The sequence below is a fragment of the Streptomyces sp. NPDC029292 genome, from assembly GCF_055569295.1.
The window spans coordinates 1-20,465 of sequence record NZ_JBVHXR010000034.1; the positions used below are offsets into that span (position 1 = coordinate 1).

The following is a 20,465-nucleotide window of genomic DNA, read 5'->3' on the forward strand; positions in this document are numbered from 1 at the left end:
GTCGTCTTCCCGGCCCCGTTCGGGCCCAGCAGCGAGAACACCGAACCCTCCGGGATGAACAGGTCCACCCCGTCCAGCACCCGGTGCTCGCCATACGCCTTCACCAGACCGACCGCCGAGATCGCCGCACCCGCAGCCGACCCCGCCCCACTCCTGGCCTCACTCACCGACATGACATTCCTCCTCTGGAACGGAACGACTTGCACTGTGTTCAAGTGCGACCATAGAGGCCGACTCGTACTTAGTGCAAGTACCTTCTTGAACATTGTGCAACTGAAGCTTCTGACCTACGCTGACGGCATGCCGCGTGACACACTGACCAGGGAACAGATCGTCAGAGCCGCCATCGAGCTGCTGGACGCAGAGGGCCTCGAAGGCCTCAATATGCGCAGCTTGGGCAAGCGACTCGGCTCCGCCGCGACCGCGGTCTACTGGCATGTCCAGAACAAGGAAAATCTCGTCGTGCTCGCCAGTGACGAAGTATGGAATGAGGTCGAGCTGCCCGATCTCGACGCGATCGACTGGCGGACAGCGGCCACGACGATGGCCACCGACCTCTTCGCGATGATCTCCAGGCACCCCTGGCTCGTGATGGCGTTCGCCTCTCAGCCCCTCTACGGCATCAACAAGGCCCGCCACGACGACCACAGTCTCGCGGTCTATGAGATGGCCGGGTTCGCCGGTGCCGAGGCCGATCAGGCCGCCGCCACGGTCTTCATGTTCGTTCTGGGCAACGCCCTCGGCATGGCCGCGGAGGTCTCCCTGAACAGGAGACTGGGCCAGGACGGGGGCAACGCCCAGAAGCAGGTGCGGGAGGCCGTGACCCAGGCGACGGAGATCGCCCTGCAGTTTCCCCGACTGCGGGCTCGCGTCGAGGGCTTCACGGACTCCGACTATGCGGCGGCGCCCGAGAAGAGCTTCGAGTTCGGCCTGCAGGCCGTCCTGGACGGACTGGAGGGCCGGCTCGTGAACCGGTCGCTTCCCCTCGGGGAGCGTGCCGGCGCGGAGGGCCTGGACAGCCTGCATCGGTGACTCCTCCTCGTCGGTCGGTCGCTGTTTCCTGCTGACGAGAACGACGTTAGGACGGAGCCATATCGTCCGGATATTGGCCGGCTATCGCGGTAATCCGGGCATGCGAGAAATCCCCGTCGGCATCGGTCCGCCGGGGATTTCCCGTTGTTTCACAGGGTGTTACGAGCGCTGTCGACGACGCTTTCTCCGCCGACGTCGCTTTCTACGGGGCTTCTACGAGTTTTCTACGAGGTGCGCACCGTCAGGGACCGCACACCGGTGAATTCGGGCGACCCGAAGAACACCGGAGCGGTGTCCGGGTCCACGCGCAGGGTCGGATAGCGGTCCAGGATGAGGTTGAAGATGATCCGCGTCTCCACCCGGGCCATCGCCGCGCCGATGCAGTAGTGGGCACCGCGGCCGTAACCGACATGCTGGTTGGGGGCGCGGGTCACGTCGAAGGTGTCCGCACCGGGGAACTGCCGCGGGTCCCGGTTGGCCGCCCCGAGCTGCAGGCTGACCATCTGGTCCTTGGGTATCTTCACGCCGCCCACCTCGACATCGGTCTCGGTGGCCCGGTAGGAGGTCGTGGCCGGCGTGAAGTACCGCATGACCTCCTCGAACATCCCCGGCACCAGCGAGCGGTCCGCGCGGACCTTCGCCGCCTGGTCCGGGAAGGACTCCAGGCACAGCATGGTGTTGCCGATGAGGATCGGGCTGGTCAGATGCCCCGCGCCGAGGACGGCGACCGCGAAGTTGATGATCTCGTCGTGCGCCATCGGGCTGCCGTCGAGGTACTTGAACTCCAGCATCAGGCTGAGCAGGTCCTGCTTCGGTTCCTTGCGGCGCTCGTTGATGATGTCGCCGAGGAAGTCGCGCAGCGGAAGCAGTGGCCCGAGCAGCGAGTCGAAGTACTCCTCGCCGCCCTGCTCGACGGTGCTCATCTGCACGTCGGCGTCCATGGTCTGGTCGACGGCCTTGAACATGTCGCGGTGCTCGGCCGGGGTGCCGAGCAGTTCGCTGAAGAGGATGCCGGACAGGTCGTCGATGAAGTCGCCGAGCAGGTTGAACCGCTCCCGGCCGGCCAGCCTGTCGAGGAGTTCGCCGCCGAGCTTGGTGATCCGCACCTCGAGGTCGTCCATGGCCTTGGGGCTGAACGCGCGGCCGACCTGGCGTCGCATGTGGATGTGCTCGGGCCCGTTCATCTGGGCCATGTCACCCTTGATGAGCTTCGCCTGCTCCTCGTCGACGTTGAAGAGCCGCGTGGAGTCGGCCGAGAACGACTCGGCGTCATTGAGGACGGCGAGCACCTCCGGGTATCCGGCGACCTGCCAGACACCGAAGTCCTCGTCGAACTTCACCTTCTCTTCCGGCAGCTGTCCCCGCAGCCAGTATTTGTCCGCTCCAAGACCCCACCGGTCCGCGAACTCGGTCATAGGTTTTCCCTTTACTGGAGATCCATGGCGTACGGGCTACTTCTGCAGGACGTGCATCGCACGGACCCCGACCATGTCCTCCGAGGGGAAGAAGACGGTCTTGTCCTGGTCGGTGGTGAAGTCCGGGTAGCGGTCGAGCAGGGCGTTGATCGCGATCTGGCCCTCGAGCCGCGCGAGCCGGGTGCCCAGGCAGTAGTGGATGCCGTGCCCGAACGAGATGTGGTCGTTGGGGTTGCGGCTCGGGTCGAACTCGTCGGGGCGGTCGAACTTCAGCGGGTCGCGGTTGGCCGCGCCCACCCAGGGCAGGACCATCTGCTCGGCGGGGATCGTGACGCCGCCGATCTCCACGTCGCTGGTGGTCACCCGGGAGAGGGTGGCGGCCGGCGGAAGGAGCCGCAGGGCCTCCTCGATCGCGGTCGGGACGAGCGAGCGGTCGTCGCGGACCTGGGCGAGCTTGTCGCGTTCGAGGTCCAGGCAGGCCATCGTGTTGCCGACCATCATGGTGCTGGTGATGTGCCCCGTGATCAGCAGGACGTTGGAGATGTTGACGACCTCGTTGTCCGTGAGGCGCTGTCCGTCCTCCTCGGCCTGGGTGAGATAGGTCAGCAGATCCTCCTTCGGCTGCTTCCGGCGCTGGAGGACCTGGTCGAGCATGTAGTCGAGCAGCGGCTTCAGACGCGCCTCGGCGGCGTGGATCTGGTCCTCGATCCCGTCACCACCGGCGACGAAGTCGAGACCGGCCATGTTCTCGATGATGTCGAACGCGGCGCCCTTGAAGAGGTCGAAGTCCTTGCTGTCGAGGCCGAGGAGGTCGGCGATGACACGGACCGGCAGGGGGTAGGCGAAGTCGGCGACCAGCTCGAAGCTGTCCTTCTGGCGTGCCTCGTCGAGCAGTTCGTCGGTGATCTGCTGAATCCGCGGCTCCAGGGTCGCTATGACCCTGGGGGTGAACGCGCGCCCGATCAGCTTGCGGTACTTGGTCTGCTCCGGCGGGTCCATCTGCGAGATGTCGCCCTCCTGGAACTTCGGGTCGACCTGCACCGCGGCGTACGCGGCCGTCTTCGCGGAGAAGGCCGAGGCGTCGCCGAGGATCTGCTGCACCTCGGCGAAGCCGTACGCACACCACGAGCCCAGGTTCTCGACGAACTCGATGGACTGCTCGGGCCGGTTGCCGCGCAGCCAGGGGCTGTTGGGGTGGACGTTCCACCGCTCGATGACTTTGGACATGGGGAGGGGTTCCTCTCTGGGGCGGTGGACTACTTCTCGGCGGCAGCCATGGCGGCCCGCAGGCTCTTGGGCCGCAGGTCGGTCCAGTTCTCCTCGACGTGCTGCAGGCATTCGGCACGGCCGGCCGTGCCGAAGACCACCCGCCAGCCCTCGGGAACATCGGCGAACGCCGGCCAGAGCGAATGCTGGTCCTCGTCGTTCACCACGACGTAGAACTCGCCGTTCTCGTCGTCGAACGGATTACTGCTCATTTCTGGACTCCATTTCGGTAACCAACACACGCGGGCATCAGGGACGTTCGGCCGTTTTCGCCTGGCGCTGCGCGGAGATTTCCCGGCCGAGGATCGAGCAGATCTCGGCGGCGGGTTCCGCGTTGATCAAGTCGTGGTGCGTGCTGTCGATGTCGAACTGCTGGATGGAACCGGTGATGTACGGCTTCCACAGGTCCCCGTAGGTCGCGTCCGGGTTGGGCACGGCGTTGAAGAAGACCGCGTCGCCGTGGAAGACCGGCGAGGTGAACCCCGGTGTCAGGGACTGGTGGTTGACGATGACCCGGACCGCGTTGTCGAGGAACGACTCGTGGTCGTCCGCGCCGACCCCGCTGGTGAGGTGTTCGCGGAGGTACTCGCGCAGCGCGTTCACAGTGGGCGCCGCCTGCGTCACCAGATAGCTGCTGGGAACGCTGTCGAGCAGGGCCAGAAGCGTCACTTCGTGGCCCCGGCTCTGCAGCTGCGCGGCGATGGCCTGGGCGAACGTACCGCCGATGGAATATCCGGCCAGATGGAACGGGCCGGCCGGCTGGACGGTCAGGATCTCGCCGACGTAGTCGGTGATCATCTCGTCGATGGATTCGGGCAGCCGGGTCGCCCCGTCGAAACCCTTCGCCTGGATTCCGTAGATGGTCCGGTACTCCGGGAGACGGCCGGCGAATCCGAGGTACGGCCAGCAGATCCCGCCGCCCGGGTGGATGAACCACAAAGGCTCCGCGCCCGCTTCCGGAGCGGTCGCCGCGCTGCCCTTGATGGACAGCACGGGCGCGAACGGGTCACCGGTGTGTCCGGCGTCGCCCTCCGACTCCAGGAAGGTGGCGAGTTCGGCGACGGTCGGGGCGTCGAACACCGCCCTGAGCGGCAGGTTGACGCCGAGGACGACCCCGATGCGGCTGATGAGCCGGGAGGCGAGCAGGGAGTGCCCGCCCCGGGCGAAGAACCCGTCGTCGATGGTGACCGACGTCAGTCCGAGCACCTCGGCGAACAGACCGCACAGGATCTCCTCGCGGGTGGTGCGCGGTGCCCGGCCCGTCGACGCTCCGGCGTAGTCCGGCGCGGGCAGCGCCCGCTTGTCCAGCTTTCCGCTCAGGGTCAGCGGTATCTCGTCGATGACCACCAGGGCGGACGGCACCATGTGCTGGGGCAGCCGGTCCCGTACGAGTTCGCGTACCCGCGTCGGCAGGTCGTCGTCCCCGGCGGACTCGGCCGGCTCGGCGGACGGCACCAGGTACCCGACCAGCCGCCGGTCGCCGCCGTTGTCGTCGACCACGACGACCGCCTGGTCGACGTCCGGGTGGGCCGTCAACGCGGCCCGGACCTCGCCGAGTTCGATGCGGAAGCCGCGGATCTTGACCTGGTCGTCGGCGCGCCCGTGGAAGACCAGCGCTCCCTCCACGTTCCACGACACGACGTCGCCGGTCCGGTACATCCGCTCCCCCGGCCGCCCGAACGGCGAGGCCACGAAGCGTCCGGCGGTGACGACCGGCTTGCCGAGGTAGCCGCGGGCCACGCCCGGGCCGGTGATGTACAGCTCGCCGGGCACGCCGACCGGGACCGGCTGGAGCGCCGAATCCAGTACGTACACCCGGGTGTTGTGGATGGGTGTGCCGATCGGGAAGGCCGTGTCGTCCGCGGCCATCGGGGCGCTCATGGTGGCGCACACGGTGGTCTCGGTCGGGCCGTAGACGTTCATCATCCGTCGGCCCGGGGCCCATTGGGCGACCAGTTCGGCCGGCGGTGCCTCGCCGCCGACCAGCAGGGAGACCACGCTGCCCAGCGAGCCGGCGGGCAGTGCGGAGAGCATCGCGGGCGGCAGCATCATGTGCGTGACCTCGTGCCGGTCCACGGTCTGGGCCAGCGGCAGCCCCGGCGCCAGGTCCTCCTTGTCGGCGAGGACCAGGACGGCGCCGGAGAGCAGCACCGTGAACATCTCGCACAGGGAGACGTCGAAGCTGGGCGAGACCAGCTGGAGCATCCGGCTCTCGGGGGTCACCCCCATCCGCTGCACATGTGCCGCGACGAGGCTGGAGACGCCGCGGTGGGTGACCACGGTGCCCTTGGGCTGCCCGGTCGAGCCGGACGTGTAGATGATGTACGCGGCGCTGTCGAGCGTCGTCGTACGCGCCACGGGCCCGGCGTCGGCGCCGGCCGGCAGCTCGTCCACCCGCAGGGTGTCGAGGTCGTGCCCGGCCAGGACCTCGGCCGCCGCGGCGTCCACGACCGCGAGGCGGGCGCCGGAGTCGCCGAGCATGTACGCGATCCGCTCGGCCGGGTAGGTGTGGTCGACCGGCAGATACGCGCCGCCCGCCTTGGCCACGCCGAGCAGCGCGACGACCAGGTCGGGCGAGCGGCGGGTGGCCACCGCCACGACCGTCTCCGGCCCGACGCCCCGCTCGCGCAGGGCGTGCGCCAGCCGGTCGGCCCGTTCGTCCAGCTCCCGATAGGTCAGCCGCCCGTCGTCACTGAGCACCGCCAGGGCGTCCGGGGACGCGACGGCCCACCGCTCGAACTGGTCGGGCACCGTTCCCTCGGAGGTCAGGGCGTCCGTGTCGTTGAAGCCGACCAGCAGCCGCTCCCGCTCCGCCTCGAGCTGTACGTCGACCGACCCGACCGGTACGTCGGGGTCCGACGCCACCTGGTCGAGGACCCGCGCGAACCGGGCGGCGATGCCCTCGGCGGCGGCCAGGTCGAAGTGGTCCTCCTGGTACTCCATCACCACGTGCAGGCGGTCGTCGGCCGCGGCCGCGATGCCCAGCGGGTAGTGCGTGCCGTTGCCGGTGCTCACACTGGTGATCGCGACGCCGCCGTTGGCATCGGCATCGCTCAGTCCCTCGCGTTCCATCGGGAACGACTCGAAGACGACGACCGTGTCGAACAGTGTGCTCAGGCCGGTGGTGCGGGAGATCTCGGTCAGCCCGATGTGGTGGTGGTCCATCAGCGGGCCCTGCCGGTCCTGGAGGCCGGTGAGCACCTGGCGGAAGCTGTGCCAGGGCGACAACTCCACCCGTACCGGCAGGGTGTTGATGAACAGACCCACCATGGACTCGACGTCCGGCACCGCCGGCGGGCGCCCGGACACCGTGGTGCCGAACACCACGTCCTGCCGTCCCGTCAGTCCGGCGAGGACGATCGCCCAGGTGCCCTGAACCAGGGTGTTGAGGGTGACGCCCAGACCGGCGGCGGAGCGGATCAGGGCGCGGGAGGTGTCGGCGGACATCGGAATGTCCAGCTGCCCCACGCGCTGCGGATCGGCCTCCACCGTGCGGTCGGAGACGATCAGGGTCGGCTCCTCCACCCCGGCGAGTTCGGTCCGCCACGCATGCGCCGACGCCTCGGCGTCCTGCTGCGACAGCCACTGGAGGAAGTCCCGGTACCTGCGGACCCGCGGCAGCGCGGAGGCGTCGCCCCCGGCGCCGTACAGGCGCAGCAGTTCCTGCATCAGGATGCTCAGCGACCAGCCGTCGAGCAGTGCGTGATGCGAGGTCAGCACCAGTTCGGCCTGGTCGGGTCCGGTGAGCGCCAGCGCGATGCGCAGCAGGGGCGGTACGGCGGGATCGAAGTGGTCCGCCTCGTCCTCGGCAAGCAGCCGCTTCAGCGCCTCGGTACGCCGCTCCGCGCCGGCCTCGCGCAGATCCGCGAGCCGCCAGGGCAGTTGTACGTCGTCGAGGACGAGCTGGACCAGGTCGCCGGAGGCGTCGGGTACGAAGGCGGTGCGCAGGTTGGCGTACCGGTCGAGCAGTGCCTGCCCGGCCGCCCGCATCCGCTCCGGGTCCACCGCGCCGGACAGCTGGTAGACGACCTGCACGTGGTAGGCGTCGTACGTCGTGTCGACCAGCATCGACTCGAAGAGCAGTCCGGACTGCAGCGGGGTGAGCGGCCAGACGTCCGTCAGGGACGGGAAGCGCTGCTCCCAGGCCTCGATCTCGCTCTGCCGGACCGGGACGAGTGGCACGTCGGACGGGGTCAGTCCGCCGGCGCCCGGCCGGGCGGCATGGCGGGCCAGGCCCTCCAGGGCCGTCCCCCACAGTTCGGCCAGTTCCTGCACCTCTGCCTTGGTCAGCACACCGACGGGGAACCCGAACCGGACGCCGAGTTGGGGGCCGTCGTCCGTGTCCGTCACGGCCGCGTTGATCTCCAGGGTGGACATCACGGGCATGTCCGCGTCCGGAACGGCGATCAGCTCGCTCATGCCGGGCGTCTGCGTCCAGCCGAGGCCACGCAGCTCCTCCGGCATGTCTGCGGACGAGAACCGGCCCAGGTAGTTGAAGGCGATCTGCCCGGTCGGATGCGGTTCGAGCACGGAGGCCGTCTCGTCGTTCAGATACCGCAGCAGGCCGTAGCCCATCCCCTTGTCCGGGATGCGCAACAGCTGCTCCTTGACGGCCTTGACCACCGAGCCGGCCGCCGCGCCACCCGCCAGGGCGTCGTCGACGTCCACATCGCCGATGTCCAGACGGACCGGGAACATGCTGGTGAACCAGCCGACCGTGCGGGACAAGTCGGCACCGGGGACGACCGCTTCCTCACGACCGTGACCCTCCAGCTTGACCAACAGCGACGACTCCTCCACGCCGCGGCCCTGCCGCCAGCGGGAGACCGCCAGCGCCAGCGCGCTCAGCAGACCGTCGTTCACACCGCCGTGGAAGGCCGCCGGGACGGTCGTCAGCAGGGCCTCGGTCACCTCTGCCGGAACCTTCAGCCACACATGGTCCACCGTCGAGATGACATCGACGGCGGGGTCGATCGCGCGGGAGCCGAGAAGCGGGTCCGGGCCCTCGACCACCGACTGCCACAGGCCCAGCTCGGCGACGCGCTCGGGCGCGGCCGCCTCGTCGACCAGGGCATGCGTCCAACGCCGTACCGACGTTCCGACGGCGGGCAGCTCAGGTGTCCGGCCTTCCCGGATCTCCTTCCAGGCGGCCGCGAAGTCGGGCAGCAGGATGCGCCAGGAGACACCGTCGACGACCAGGTGGTGCAGCACCACGATGAACCGGCCCGCCGCCTCCGCGCCCGCGTCGAACCACACGAACTGGGCCATCACTCCGGCCGCCGGATCCAACCGGCCCGTCGCGCCGTCCAGTTCAACCGTCGCCCGCTCGAACCAGGCATCGTCCCAGGAACCGTCGCACTCCACCCGGCGCACCAGGGACGCGAGGTCGACCGAACCCGTGGGATCGACCCGCATACCCTCCTCGACCAGCCGGGAGCGCAGCACGTCATGCCGGTCCCACACGGCCGACAGCGTGGCCGCCACACCGGCTTCATCGATCCCGACCGGCAGATCCATCACCGTCGACATCGTGAACCGGCCGTACCCACCCCCGAGTCCGAGCAGATACCTCGCCACCGGCAGCAGCGGCACAAAGCCCACACCACCGCCGTCCAACTCCTCCAGGACCACCGCCGCACCACGCCCCGCGGCCACCTGGGCCAACTCCGCGACCGTACGGCACTGGAACACCTCGCGCGGCGTGACCTCAACCCCCCGCGCCCGCGCCCGGGACACCACCTGAATCGACCGGATGCTGTCACCGCCGACCGCGAAGAAGTCGTCGTCGACACCGACCCGATCCACACCCAGCACCTCGGCGAACACACCCGCCAGAAGGCGCTCCGGCTCCGAGGACGGAGCACGGTAGGCCTCGCCCTTGAACACCGGCGACGGCAACGCCCCGCGGTCCAGCTTCCCGTTCGGTGCGAGCGGCAGCCTGTCGAGGACCACGAAAGCCGAGGGCACCATGAACTCCGGCAGCCGCGACGCCACGAACTTCCGCAGCTCCGGCACCGAGACACCCGCCGTCAGGTCGAGGCTGTTGCGGGTCTTGGCGGCGTCGTCCTGGTCGCCGTCCGTGCTGCGGGTCGGGACGACATAGCCCACGAGCTGCTTGCTGTCGCCCTTGCCCTGGTGGACCACGACGGCGGCCTGGTCGACGGCCGGGTGAGCGGTCAGCGCGGCCTCGACCTCGCCCGGCTCGATCCGCAGACCACGGATCTTCACCTGACCGTCGCCACGGCCGACGTACTCCAGTAGCCCGTCCCGAGTCCAGCGCGCCAGGTCGCCCGTGCGGTACATCCGCGAACCCGCCGGACCGAACGGATCGGGCACGAACCGCTCCGCCGTCAGCCCGGCACGGCCGCGATAGCCGCGTGCCACCGACTCCCCCGCGACATACAGCTCGCCGGGCACACCGGGCGGCACGGGCAGCAGCCCGTCGCCGAGTACGTACGCCCGGGCGCCGTCCAGCGGTGTGCCGATCGGCGCATGGCTCCCGCCGTGCCACGGCTCGTCGCCGGGGAGCGTGAACGTCGAGGCGTAGAAGGTCTCCGTCTGGCCGTAGCCGTTGACCACCCGCACGCCGGGGAAGGCCTTGCGGGCCCGCTCCACCAGCGCCGCGGGCAAGGCCTCGCCCGCGAAGACCAGGGTGTCCACGCTCGTCCTGCCGGCGATCTGGTCGAGGAGTTCGGCGAAGACGGAGGGGACGGAGCTGATGACGCTGCCCTGCCAGCTGTCGCGCTCGCCCAACGCGAGGACGTCGCGGACGACTTCGACGCTGCCGCCGGTGGTCAGCGCCGTCATGATCTCGAACACCGAGACGTCGAAGTTGACGGACGTGCCCGCCAGAATCTTCGCACCCGGGCCCGTGCCGACGGCGGCGGCCAGCGAGGGCAGGCAGCCGGCCACGTTCCGGTGCGTGATGGTCACGCCCTTCGGGACCCCGGTGGAGCCCGAGGTGTACATCACGTACGCCGCGTTGTCCGGGCGCAGGCCGGCGTCGACGGGGCTCGCGTCGGCGCCGTCGAGGTCCAGATCGCCCAGGAGGACGGAGGGCACGTCGTGCTCGGGCAGGACGTTCGCCGACTCCTCGTCGAGGAGCAGCAGTTGAGGCCGCACCTGTTCCAGCATCAGGCCCAGTCGTGCGCTCGGGTAGCGCGGGTCGATGGGGAGGTAGGCGGCGCCGGACTTCATGATGCCGAGCATCGCCACGACCAGGTCGGCCGAGCGCGGCAGCGCGAGCCCCACCAGGGACTCCGTCGTCACACCCTGGTCCAGCAGGGCCCGTGCCAGCCGGTTGGCCCGCTCATCGAGCTGACGGTACGTCAGTGACACCTCGCCGCAGACGACAGCGGTCGCGTCCTGATGTGTCAGGGCCTGCTGCTCGAACAGGCCGGGAACGGTCGCGTCCGGCACCCGTCGGCCCGGGCCGGCGAAGGCCTCCAACTGCTCCCGCTCGCCCGGCAGCAGCAGGTCCGCGATGTCGATCCGGCGTTCCGGAGCGGTGACGAGTTCCTCGACGAGCTGGGCGAAGCGGGTCGCGAGGTGCTCGACGGTGCTCCGGTCGAACAGGTCGGTCGCGTACTCCAAGTACCCGATCACGCCCTGCCCGGGGATGTCGCCCATGTTGAAGAACAGGTCGAACTTCGCGGTCGCGGTGAACGACGGCTCCCAGCTGACCTTGAGCCCGCGCATCTCGAAGTCCTCGCGGGTGATGTTCTGCCACGCGAACATCACCTGGAACAGCGGGTGGTACGCGGTGGAGCGCTCGGGGTTGAGGAGTTCCACCAGCCGCTCGAACGGCGCGTCCTGGTTGTCGTACGCCGTGAGGGCCTTGTCCCGCACGCGCCCGAGCACCTGCTGGAACGACGGGTTGCCCGACAGATCGGTGCGCAGCACCCAGGTGTTGACGAAGAAGCCGACCAGGTCGGCCAGTTCGGCGTCGGTGCGGTTGGCGATCGGGGAGCCCATGGTGATGTCGTCGCCGCCGAGGCGGCCGAGCAGCACCGCGAGGGCGGACTGCAGGACCATCGCCGCGGTCGCGCCGTTCGCCCGGGCCAGCCGGTCGACCTCGGCCGCGACGTGGGGCGCGATCCCGAACTCCACGGCGTCACCGCGGTGGCTGGGGGCGGGCGGGCGCGGGCGGTCGGCCGGCAGCTGGAGGGGCTGCGGCGCCCCGGACAGTTCCTTCCGCCAGTAGGCCGCCTGGGCGGAGAGCAGGCTCTCGGAGTCGTTCTCGTCGCCCAGCAGTTCGCGCTGCCACAGCGTGAAGTCAACGTACTGGACCGGGAGTTCGGCCCAGTCGGGTGCGGTGCCGTCCAGGCGGGCCGCGTACGCCGTGCCCAGGTCGCGGGCGAGCGGGGCGATCGACTCGCCGTCGACGGCGATGTGGTGGATCACCAGGGGCAGCAGGTGCTCCTCGGCGCCGAATCGCAGCAGCGCGGTGCGGGTGGGGATCTCCGTCGCCATGTCGAAGGGGCGGCCGATGATCGCGGCGAGTTCCTCGTCGACGGTCTCCGGCGTCACCTCGACGACGAGGGCGTCGAGGTCCACGTCGGACATCGGCAGCACCTGCTGGTACGGGCGCCCGTCGGTGTCCTCCACCATCAGGGTCCGCAGGGTCTCGTGCCGGGCGACCACGTCACGCAGCGCCGCGCGCAGCGCCTCCACGTCCAGCCGCCCCTTGAGCCGCAGCACGAACGAGTGGTTGTACGTCGCCGACGGTCCCTCGAACTTGTCCACGAACCAGAGTCGGAGCTGCGCGAAGGACAGCGGCACGCGCTCCGGGCGGGTCTGCGCCCGCACCAGCCGCACCCGGGCCGGGCCGTCGGTCGACAGCTGTCCGCTCAGCTCAGCGACGGTGGGCGAGGCGAACACCTGGGGGACGCGGACCTCCACGCCCAGCGTCGCGCGAATCCGGTTGACGAGCCGGGTGGCCAGCAGGGACTGGCCGGTCCTGGCGAAGAAGTCGTCGTCGATGCCGACCCGTTCCACGCCGAGCACCTCGGCGAACAGCCGGCACAGCACTTCCTCGGTCGTGGTGCGCGGGGCCCGGTAGGCGACGCCGGTGAACCCGGGTTCGGGCAGTGCCGCGCGGTCGACCTTGCCGTTGGGCAGCAGCGGGAACTTCTCCAGTGTCACGAACGCCGACGGCACCAGGTGGTCGGGCAGCTTCGCGGACATGAAGGTGCGCAGGTCCTGGGGCGCCTCGGACCCGGCCGGGACCACGTACGCCGCCAGATACTTCGAAGTGCCGCTCCCCCGGCTCTCGCGGGCGACGACCACCGCCTGCTCGACGTCCGGATGACCGGCCAGCACCGCCTCGACCTCGGCGGGCTCGACCCGGACGCCGCGGATCTTCACCTGTCCGTCGCCGCGTCCGACGTACTCCAGGCCGCCGTCGGCGGTCCACCGGGCCAGGTCGCCCGTGCGGTACATGCGCGAACCCGCCGGACCGAACGGATCGGGCACGAACCGCTCCGCCGTCAGCCCGGCACGGCCGCGATAGCCGCGTGCGAGGGAGGCTCCCGCGACGTAGAGCTCTCCTGTCACACCGGGCGGGACGGGCAGCAGCCCCGCTCCGAGGACGTGGGCGCGGACGTGGTCGAGCGGTTCGCCGATGGGGGCGCTCGCCCCGCCGGTCCACTCATCGTCCGCGGTGAGCGTGAACGCCGTGGCGTAGAAGGACTCGGTCTGGCCGTAGCCGTTGACCACCCGCACGCCGGGGAACGTCTCCCGGGTGCGGGCCACGAGGGCGGCGGGCAGGCCCTCCCCCGCGAACACCACGGCCCGGGGGCTGATCCTGTCGGGCAGCTCGTCGAGGAGTTCGGCGAAGGCCGAGGGCACCGAGCTGATCACGTCGGCGTTCCAGTCGCTCCGTTCGCCCAGGGCGAGGACGTCACGGATGAGTTCGACGGTGCCGCCGGAGCAGAGCGTCGAGAAGATCTCGAACACCGATACGTCGAAGTTGACGGACGCGCCGGCGAGCATGCGCGCACCCGGCTCGGTGCCGAGGGCGGCGACCAGGGAGGGCAGACAGGCGGCCACGTTGCGGTGGGTGACCGCCACGCCCTTCGGCGTGCCGGTGGACCCCGAGGTGTACATCACGTACGCGACGTTGTCCGGCTGTGGGGCGGCGAAAGCCGCGCCGGTCACGTCACGCTCGACGTCCGTGAGGCGCAGGACGGGGATGTCGGTGGCCGGCAGGACGTTCGCGGACCCGGCGTCCGTGAGGACGAGCGAGGGAACCGCGTCGCCGAGGATGAACTCCAGGCGCTTGCTCGGGTACGCCGGGTCGATCGGCAGATATCCCGCGCCGGACTTCAGGACGCCGAGCAGGGCGACGACCAGGTCGGTCGTCCTCGGCAGGGCCACCGCGACCACCGATTCGGGACCCACCCCACGGTCGGTCAGACCGCGGGCCAGGGACTCCGCCCGCTCGTCCAGTTCCCGGTAGCTCAGGGCCACTTCACCGCTCACCACGGCGACCGCGTCCGGTGTCGCCGCGGCACGCTCGGCGAACAGCGCGGGGACGGTCGTGTCCGGCAGCGGCAACTCGACGCCGCCGTCAAGCAGTTGTTCGCGCTCGGCCGCACTGAGTACGTCCACCGCGCCGACCGGCTGGTGCGGGTCCGTCACCAGGGCCCGCAGCACGCGTTCGAGGCGCGCGGCGACGGTGTCCACCTCGGCCCGGTCGAGGGCGTGCGGCTGGTACTGGAGCGACAGCCGCAGGTTGGGGTCGGCGTCGGCCATCACGGTCACCGGGTAATGGGTGCCGCTGAACGGGGTGATGCCGGTGATCGCCACTCCGGCCGTGTCGTTGGCCTCGCTGAGGCCGACGTGGTCGACCGGGTAGGACTCGAAGACGACGATCGTGTCGAAGAGGGTGTTCGTCCCGACCGTCTGCTGGATCTCGGTCAGCCCGTAGTGGTGGTGGTCGAGCAGCGCGCCCTGCCGGTCCTGAAGACCGGCGAGCAGCTGGACGAAGGTCTCGCCGGGCGCACAACGCACCCGTACCGGCAGGGTGTTGATGAACAGCCCCACCATGGACTCCACGTCCGGCACCGCCGGCGGGCGGCCCGACACCGTGGCACCGAACACCACGTCCTGGCGGCCGGTCAGCTGTCCGAGGAGGACCGCCCAGGCGCCCTGCACCAGAGTGTTCAGCGTGACGCCCAGGTCGGCGGCGCAGGCCGACAGCTGGAGGGAGAGCTCGGCCGACAGCGGGACGTCGACATGGCCGATGTCGTCGCTGTGCGACGCGGCGCCCTTGTCGCGGACCAGCAGGGTCGGGTCGTCGAAGCCGTCGAGCTCGCTCGCCCAGGCCCCGGCGGCCGCCGCGCGGTCCTGCCGCGACTGCCACACCAGGAACTCGCGGAAGCCGCGGACCCGCGGCAGTACGGAGGGGTCGCCGCCGGAGCCGTACAGACGCAGCAGGTCCTGCATCAGAGTCGGCACCGACCAGCCGTCGAAGAGCACATGGTGGGCGGTGAAGACCAGTGCGGCCCGGTCGGGTCCGCGGGTGATCAGCGAGATCCGCAGCATCGGCGGGGCGGTGGGGTCGAAGCGCGTCCCCCGGTCGGCGACCAGGAACCGCTGGAACTCCGCGTCGTCCCTGCCGCTCATGTCCAGGTGCTGCCAGGGCAGTTGTACGTCGTCGAGGACGAGCTGGACCAGGTCGCCAGAGGCGTCGGGTACGAAGGCGGTGCGCAGGTTGGCGTACCGGTCGAGCAGGGCCTGCCCGGCCGCGCGCATCCGCTCGGGGTCCACCGCGCCGGAGAGGTGGTAGGCGAATTGCATCTGGTACGCGTCGTGCCCGGCCTCGGACACCATCGACTCGAAGAGCAGTCCGGACTGCAGCGGGGTGAGCGGCCAGACGTCCGTCAGGGACGGGAAGCGCTGCTCCCAGGCCTCGATCTCGCTCTGCCGGACCGAGACGAGCGGCATGTCGGACGGGGTCAGACCACCGGCGTCGGGCTGGGCCACGTGCCGGGCCAGGCCCTCCAGGGCGGATTCCCACAGCCCGGCCAGCTCCTCCACGTCCGCCCGGCTGAGCACGCCGGTCGGAAAGCCGACGCGGGCGGTCAGCTCCCCGGAGTCGGTGACGAGCGCGTTGATCTCCAGGGTGGACATCACGGGCATGTCCGCGTCCGGAACGGCGATCAGCTCGTTCGAGCGGGGTGCCTGCGTCCAGCCGAGGCCGCGCAGCTCCTCCGGCATGTCTGCGGAGGTGAAGTGGCCGAGGTAGTTGAAGGCGATCTGCCCGGTCGGATGCGGTTCGAGCACGGAGGCCGTCTCGTCGTTCAGATACCGCAGCAGGCCGTAGCCCATCCCCTTGTCCGGGATGCGCAACAGCTGTTCCTTGACGGCCTTGACCACCGAGCCGGCCGCCGCGCCACCCGCCAGGGCGTCGTCGACGTCCACATCGCCGATGTCCAGACGGACCGGGAACATGCTGGTGAACCAGCCGAGCGTGCGGGACAAGTCGGCACCGGGGACGACCGCTTCCTCACGGCCGTGACCCTCCAGCTTGACCAACAGCGACGACTCCTCCACGCCGCGGCCCTGCCGCCAGCGGGAGACCGCCAGCGCCAGCGCGCTCAGCAGACCGTCGTTCACACCGCCACGGAACGCGGCGGGCACATCGGTCAGCAGCGCCTGCGTCACCAGCTCGGGCACGCGGACCCAGACGTAGTCGACCGTCGAGATGACATCGACGGCGGGGTCGATCGCGCGGGAGCCGAGAAGCGGGTCCGGGCCCTCGACCACCGACTGCCACAGGCCCAGCTCGGCGACGCGCTCGGGCGCGGCCGCTTTCTCCACCAGGGCATGCGTCCAACGCCGTACCGACGTTCCGACGGCGGGCAGCTCGGGTGTCCGGCCTTCCCGGATCTCCTTCCAGGCGGCCGCGAAGTCGGGCAGCAGGATGCGCCAGGAGACACCGTCGACGACCAGGTGGTGCAGCACCACGATGAACCGGCCCGCCGCCTCCGCGCCCGCGTCGAACCACACGAACTGGGCCATCACTCCGGCCGCCGGATCCAACCGGCCCGTCGCGCCGTCCAGTTCAACCGTCGCCCGCTCGAACCAGGCATCGTCCCAGGAACCGTCGCACTCCACCCGGCGCACCAGGGACGCGAGGTCGACCGAACCCGCTGGATCGACCCGCATACCCTCCTCGACCAGCCGGGAGCGCAGCACGTCATGCCGGTCCCACACGGCCGACAGCGTGGCCGCCACACCGGCTTCATCGATCCCGACCGGCAGATCCATCACCGTCGACATCGTGAACCGGCCGTACCCACCCCCGAGTCCGAGCAGATACCTCGCCACCGGCAGCAGCGGCACAAAGCCCACACCACCGCCGTCCAACTCCTCCAGGACCACCGCCGCACCACGCCCCGCCGCGACCTGGGCCAACTCCGCGACCGTACGGCACTGGAACACCTCGCGCGGCGTGACCTCAACCCCCCGCGCACGCGCCCGGGACACCACCTGAATCGACCGGATGCTGTCACCGCCGACCGCGAAGAAGTCGTCGTCGACACCAACCCGATCCACACCCAGCACCTCGGCGAACACACCCGCCAGAAGGCGCTCCGGCTCCGAGGACGGAGCACGGTAGGCCTCGCCCTTGAACACCGGCGACGGCAACGCCCTGCGGTCCAGCTTCCCGTTCGGTGCGAGCGGCAGCCTCTCGAGGACCACGAAAGCCGAGGGCACCATGAACTCCGGCAGCCGCGACGCCACGAACTTCCGCAACTCCGGCACCGACACACCCGCCGTCAGGTCGACGTGCAGATCGCCGATGCTCTCGGCGGCACCGGAGTCCGCGCCGAAGATGCCCACCGGGACCACATAGCCGACGAGTTGTTTGGCGCCGGCGCGCTCGTGGACGGTCACCACCGCCTGGGCCACGCCAGGGTGAGCGCTCAGGGCCGCCTCGACCTCGCCCGGCTCGATCCGCAGACCACGGATCTTCACCTGACCGTCGCCACGGCCGACATACTCCAGACGCCCCTCACGGTTCCACCGCGCCAGGTCGCCCGTGCGATACATCCGCGAGCCCGCCGGACCGAACGGAGACGGCACGAACCGCTCCGCCGTCAGCCCGGCACGGCCGTAGTAACCGCGTCCGACCGCGCCCGCGACATACAGCTCGCCGGTGACGCCCGGAGGCACGGGCACGAGCCCGGGGCCCAGGACGTAGGCGCGCATGTTGCCCAGCGGTTCGCCGATGGGCACGCCGCGCGAGGCGTCCCACTCCTCGCCCGCGTCCACGGTGAAGGTGCCGGCGTAGAAGCTCTCGGTCTGCCCGTAGCTGTTGACCACGCGGACGCCCGGGAAGGCCTTGCGGGCGCGCTCCACCAGCGACGGCGGCAGGGCCTCGCCCGCGAACACCAGGGTGTCCACGCTCGTCTTGCCGACGATCTGGTCGAGCACCTCGGAGAAGACGGAGGGGACGGAGCTGATGACGCTGCCGAGCCAGCCCTCGCGCTCCCCCAGTTCCAGGACGTCGCGGACGACCTCGACACTGCCGCCGGTGGTCAGCGCGGTCACGATCTCGAAGACCGAGACGTCGAAGTTGATGGAGGTGCCGGCCAGCATCCGGGAGCCGGGGCCCACGCCGACGACCGTGGCCAGGCGCAGCACGCCGTTGACCACGCCGTGGTGGGTGATCGCCACACCCTTCGGGACCCCGGTGGAACCGGAGGTGTACATCACGTACGCGAGGTTGTCCGGGCGCAGGGGGACGTCGACGGGGCTCGCGTCGGCACCGTCGAGGTCGAGATCGCCCAGGAGGACGGCCGGTACGTCGTGCTCCGGGAGCAGTGGCGCCGTGTCGGCGTCGGTCAGCAGCAGTGCGGGGCGGGCCTGCTCCAGGACCACGCTCAGCCGCTGGCTGGGGAAGCGCGGGTCGATGGGGAGGTAGGCGGCGCCGGACTTCATGATGCCGAGCATCGCCACGACCAGGTCGGCCGAGCGCGGCAGCGCGAGCCCCACCAGGGACTCCGTCGTCACACCCTGGTCCAGCAGGGCCCGTGCCAGCCGGTTGGCCCGCTCGTCGAGTTGACGGTACGTCAGTGATACCTCGCCGCACAGCACGGCGAGGGCGTCGGGGTCCACGGCGAGCTGGTGCTCGAACAGCTCGGGGACCGTCAGTTCCGGCGTCGGCGCCGCCGATCCGGCGAACCGGGCGAGCTGCTCGCGCTCGCCGGGCAGCAGGACGTCCACCGCCCCGACCGACCGGCCCGGCTCGGTCCCGAAGGCCTCGAGTATCTGCAGGAAGCGGGACCCGATGTTCTCCACCGTGGCGCGGTCGAAGAGGTCGGTCGCGTACTCAAGGACGCACCGCATGCTGTCGTCGGCGGGGTCGACGGCGAAGTTGAACTCCAGGTCGAACTTGGCCGTGTGGGTGGGCACGGCCTCCAGTCGCCCGGTCAGCCCCGGCAGGTCCAGGTCGATGCGGTCGCTGCTCTGCCAGGTGAACATCACCTGGAACAGCGGGTGGTACGCGGTGGAGCGCTCGGGGTTGAGGAGTTCCACCAGCCGCTCGAACGGCGCGTCCTGGTTGTCGTACGCCGTGAGGGCCTTGTCCCGCACCCGCTCGATCACCTGCTGGAACGACGGGTTGCCCGACAGATCGGTGCGCAGCACCCAGGTGTTGACGAAGAAGCCGACCAGGTCGAGGAGTGCCTCGTCGGTGCGTCCGGCGACGGTGTTGCCGATGGGGATGTCCTCGCCCGCGCCGAGGTGGTGCAGCAGCACGGACAGCGCCGCCTGCATCACCATGGGCGTCGTCGCGCCGTGCGCCTGGGCCAGCCGCTCCGCCGCGGCCACCAGCTCGGGCGCGATGGCGAAGTCCACCATGTCGCCGCGGTGGCTGATCACCGAGGGTCGGGGCCGGTCGGTCGGCAGCTGCAACTGGTGGGGTGCGCCGGAGAGTTCGTCGTACCAATGGCCCACCTGCTCGGCCATGACGCTCTCGGGGTCGCTTTCGTCGCCGAGGAGTTCGCGCTGCCACAGCGTGTAGTCCCGGTACTGCACGGGCAGTTCGGGCCAGTCCGGCTCCTCGGCCACGAGGCGGGCCTGATAGGCCTCCGCCAGGTCGCGGGTGAGCGGCACCATCGACTCGCCGTCGGCGGCGATGTGGTGGATGTTGAGGACCAGGACGTAGTCCTCCGGCCCGGAGCGCACGACCGTGGCCCGCACCGGGATCTCGGAGGCGAGGTCGAAGTGGTATCCGATCGCCTCGCTCACCACGGCGTCCACCTTGTCGGGGGCCGCCTCGACGAGTGGGACGTCGACGAGCAGGTCCTCGACCGGGACGACGCGCTGCGCCGGCACTCCGTCGTCGTCGACGACGAACACGGTGCGCAGGCTCTCGTGCCGGACCAGCACGTCGCGCAGCGCCGCCGACAGCGCGTCCATGTCGAGCGTTCCGTTCAGGCGCGCCAGGAACGGGATGTTGTACGTCGCCGACGGCCCCTCGAAGCGGTCGATGAACCAGAGGCGCCGCTGCGCGAAGGACAAGGGGATCACTTGGCGTCTACTCCTCGATCAGTCGTCCCGGGGGGGGGGGGGGGGGGGGGGGGGGGGGGAAAGGGGGGGGGGGGGGGGGGGGGGGGGGGTGTGGGGGGGGAGGGGGGGGAGGGGGGGGGAGGAGAAAACGCGGGTACGTAGCCGAAAAAACGGGCTCGTCGATGAAACAAGCCGGCCAAGCCGCAGTAAAGAAGTGTGGGATTCGAC

5 protein-coding genes and 1 pseudogene are annotated in these 20,465 nt (G+C 70.2%); 1 reads left to right on the plus strand and 5 read right to left on the minus strand.

Features of this window, described 5'->3' with window-relative positions; all coding sequences use genetic code 11:
• Positions 1-173, minus strand: a pseudogene (locus ACZ4WS_RS44055) (ABC transporter); the annotation flags it as partial.
• A gap of 127 nt (positions 174-300) precedes the next feature.
• Between ACZ4WS_RS44055 and ACZ4WS_RS44060 the strand changes: the two are divergent.
• On the plus strand, positions 301-1,032 hold the full coding sequence (locus tag ACZ4WS_RS44060; protein ID WP_467989287.1) for a TetR/AcrR family transcriptional regulator: 732 nt from the start codon (positions 301-303) through the stop codon (positions 1,030-1,032).
• Positions 1,033-1,256: 224 nt separating this feature from the next.
• Here ACZ4WS_RS44060 and ACZ4WS_RS44065 read toward each other — a convergent pair whose 3' ends face one another.
• The 4 genes from ACZ4WS_RS44065 to ACZ4WS_RS44080 are packed head-to-tail and all read right to left on the minus strand — an operon-like array spanning position 1,257 to position 20,258.
• Entirely contained in the window at positions 1,257-2,447 is a 1,191-nt protein-coding gene (locus ACZ4WS_RS44065) for a cytochrome P450 (RefSeq protein WP_467989288.1), read from the minus strand.
• A 36-nt stretch (positions 2,448-2,483) separates the two neighbouring features.
• Complete coding sequence (locus ACZ4WS_RS44070; protein ID WP_467989289.1) at positions 2,484-3,674, minus strand: cytochrome P450; 1,191 nt, start codon at positions 3,672-3,674, stop codon at positions 2,484-2,486.
• 29 nt (positions 3,675-3,703) lie between these two features.
• Entirely contained in the window at positions 3,704-3,925 is a 222-nt protein-coding gene (locus tag ACZ4WS_RS44075) for an MbtH family protein (protein WP_467989291.1), read from the minus strand.
• 37 nt (positions 3,926-3,962) lie between these two features.
• Positions 3,963-20,258 carry an amino acid adenylation domain-containing protein gene (locus tag ACZ4WS_RS44080; protein WP_467989293.1) on the minus strand — a complete coding sequence of 5,432 codons (16,296 nt, stop codon included), beginning with the start codon at positions 20,256-20,258 and terminating at the stop codon, positions 3,963-3,965.
• Positions 20,259-20,465: the final 207 nt, after the last annotated feature.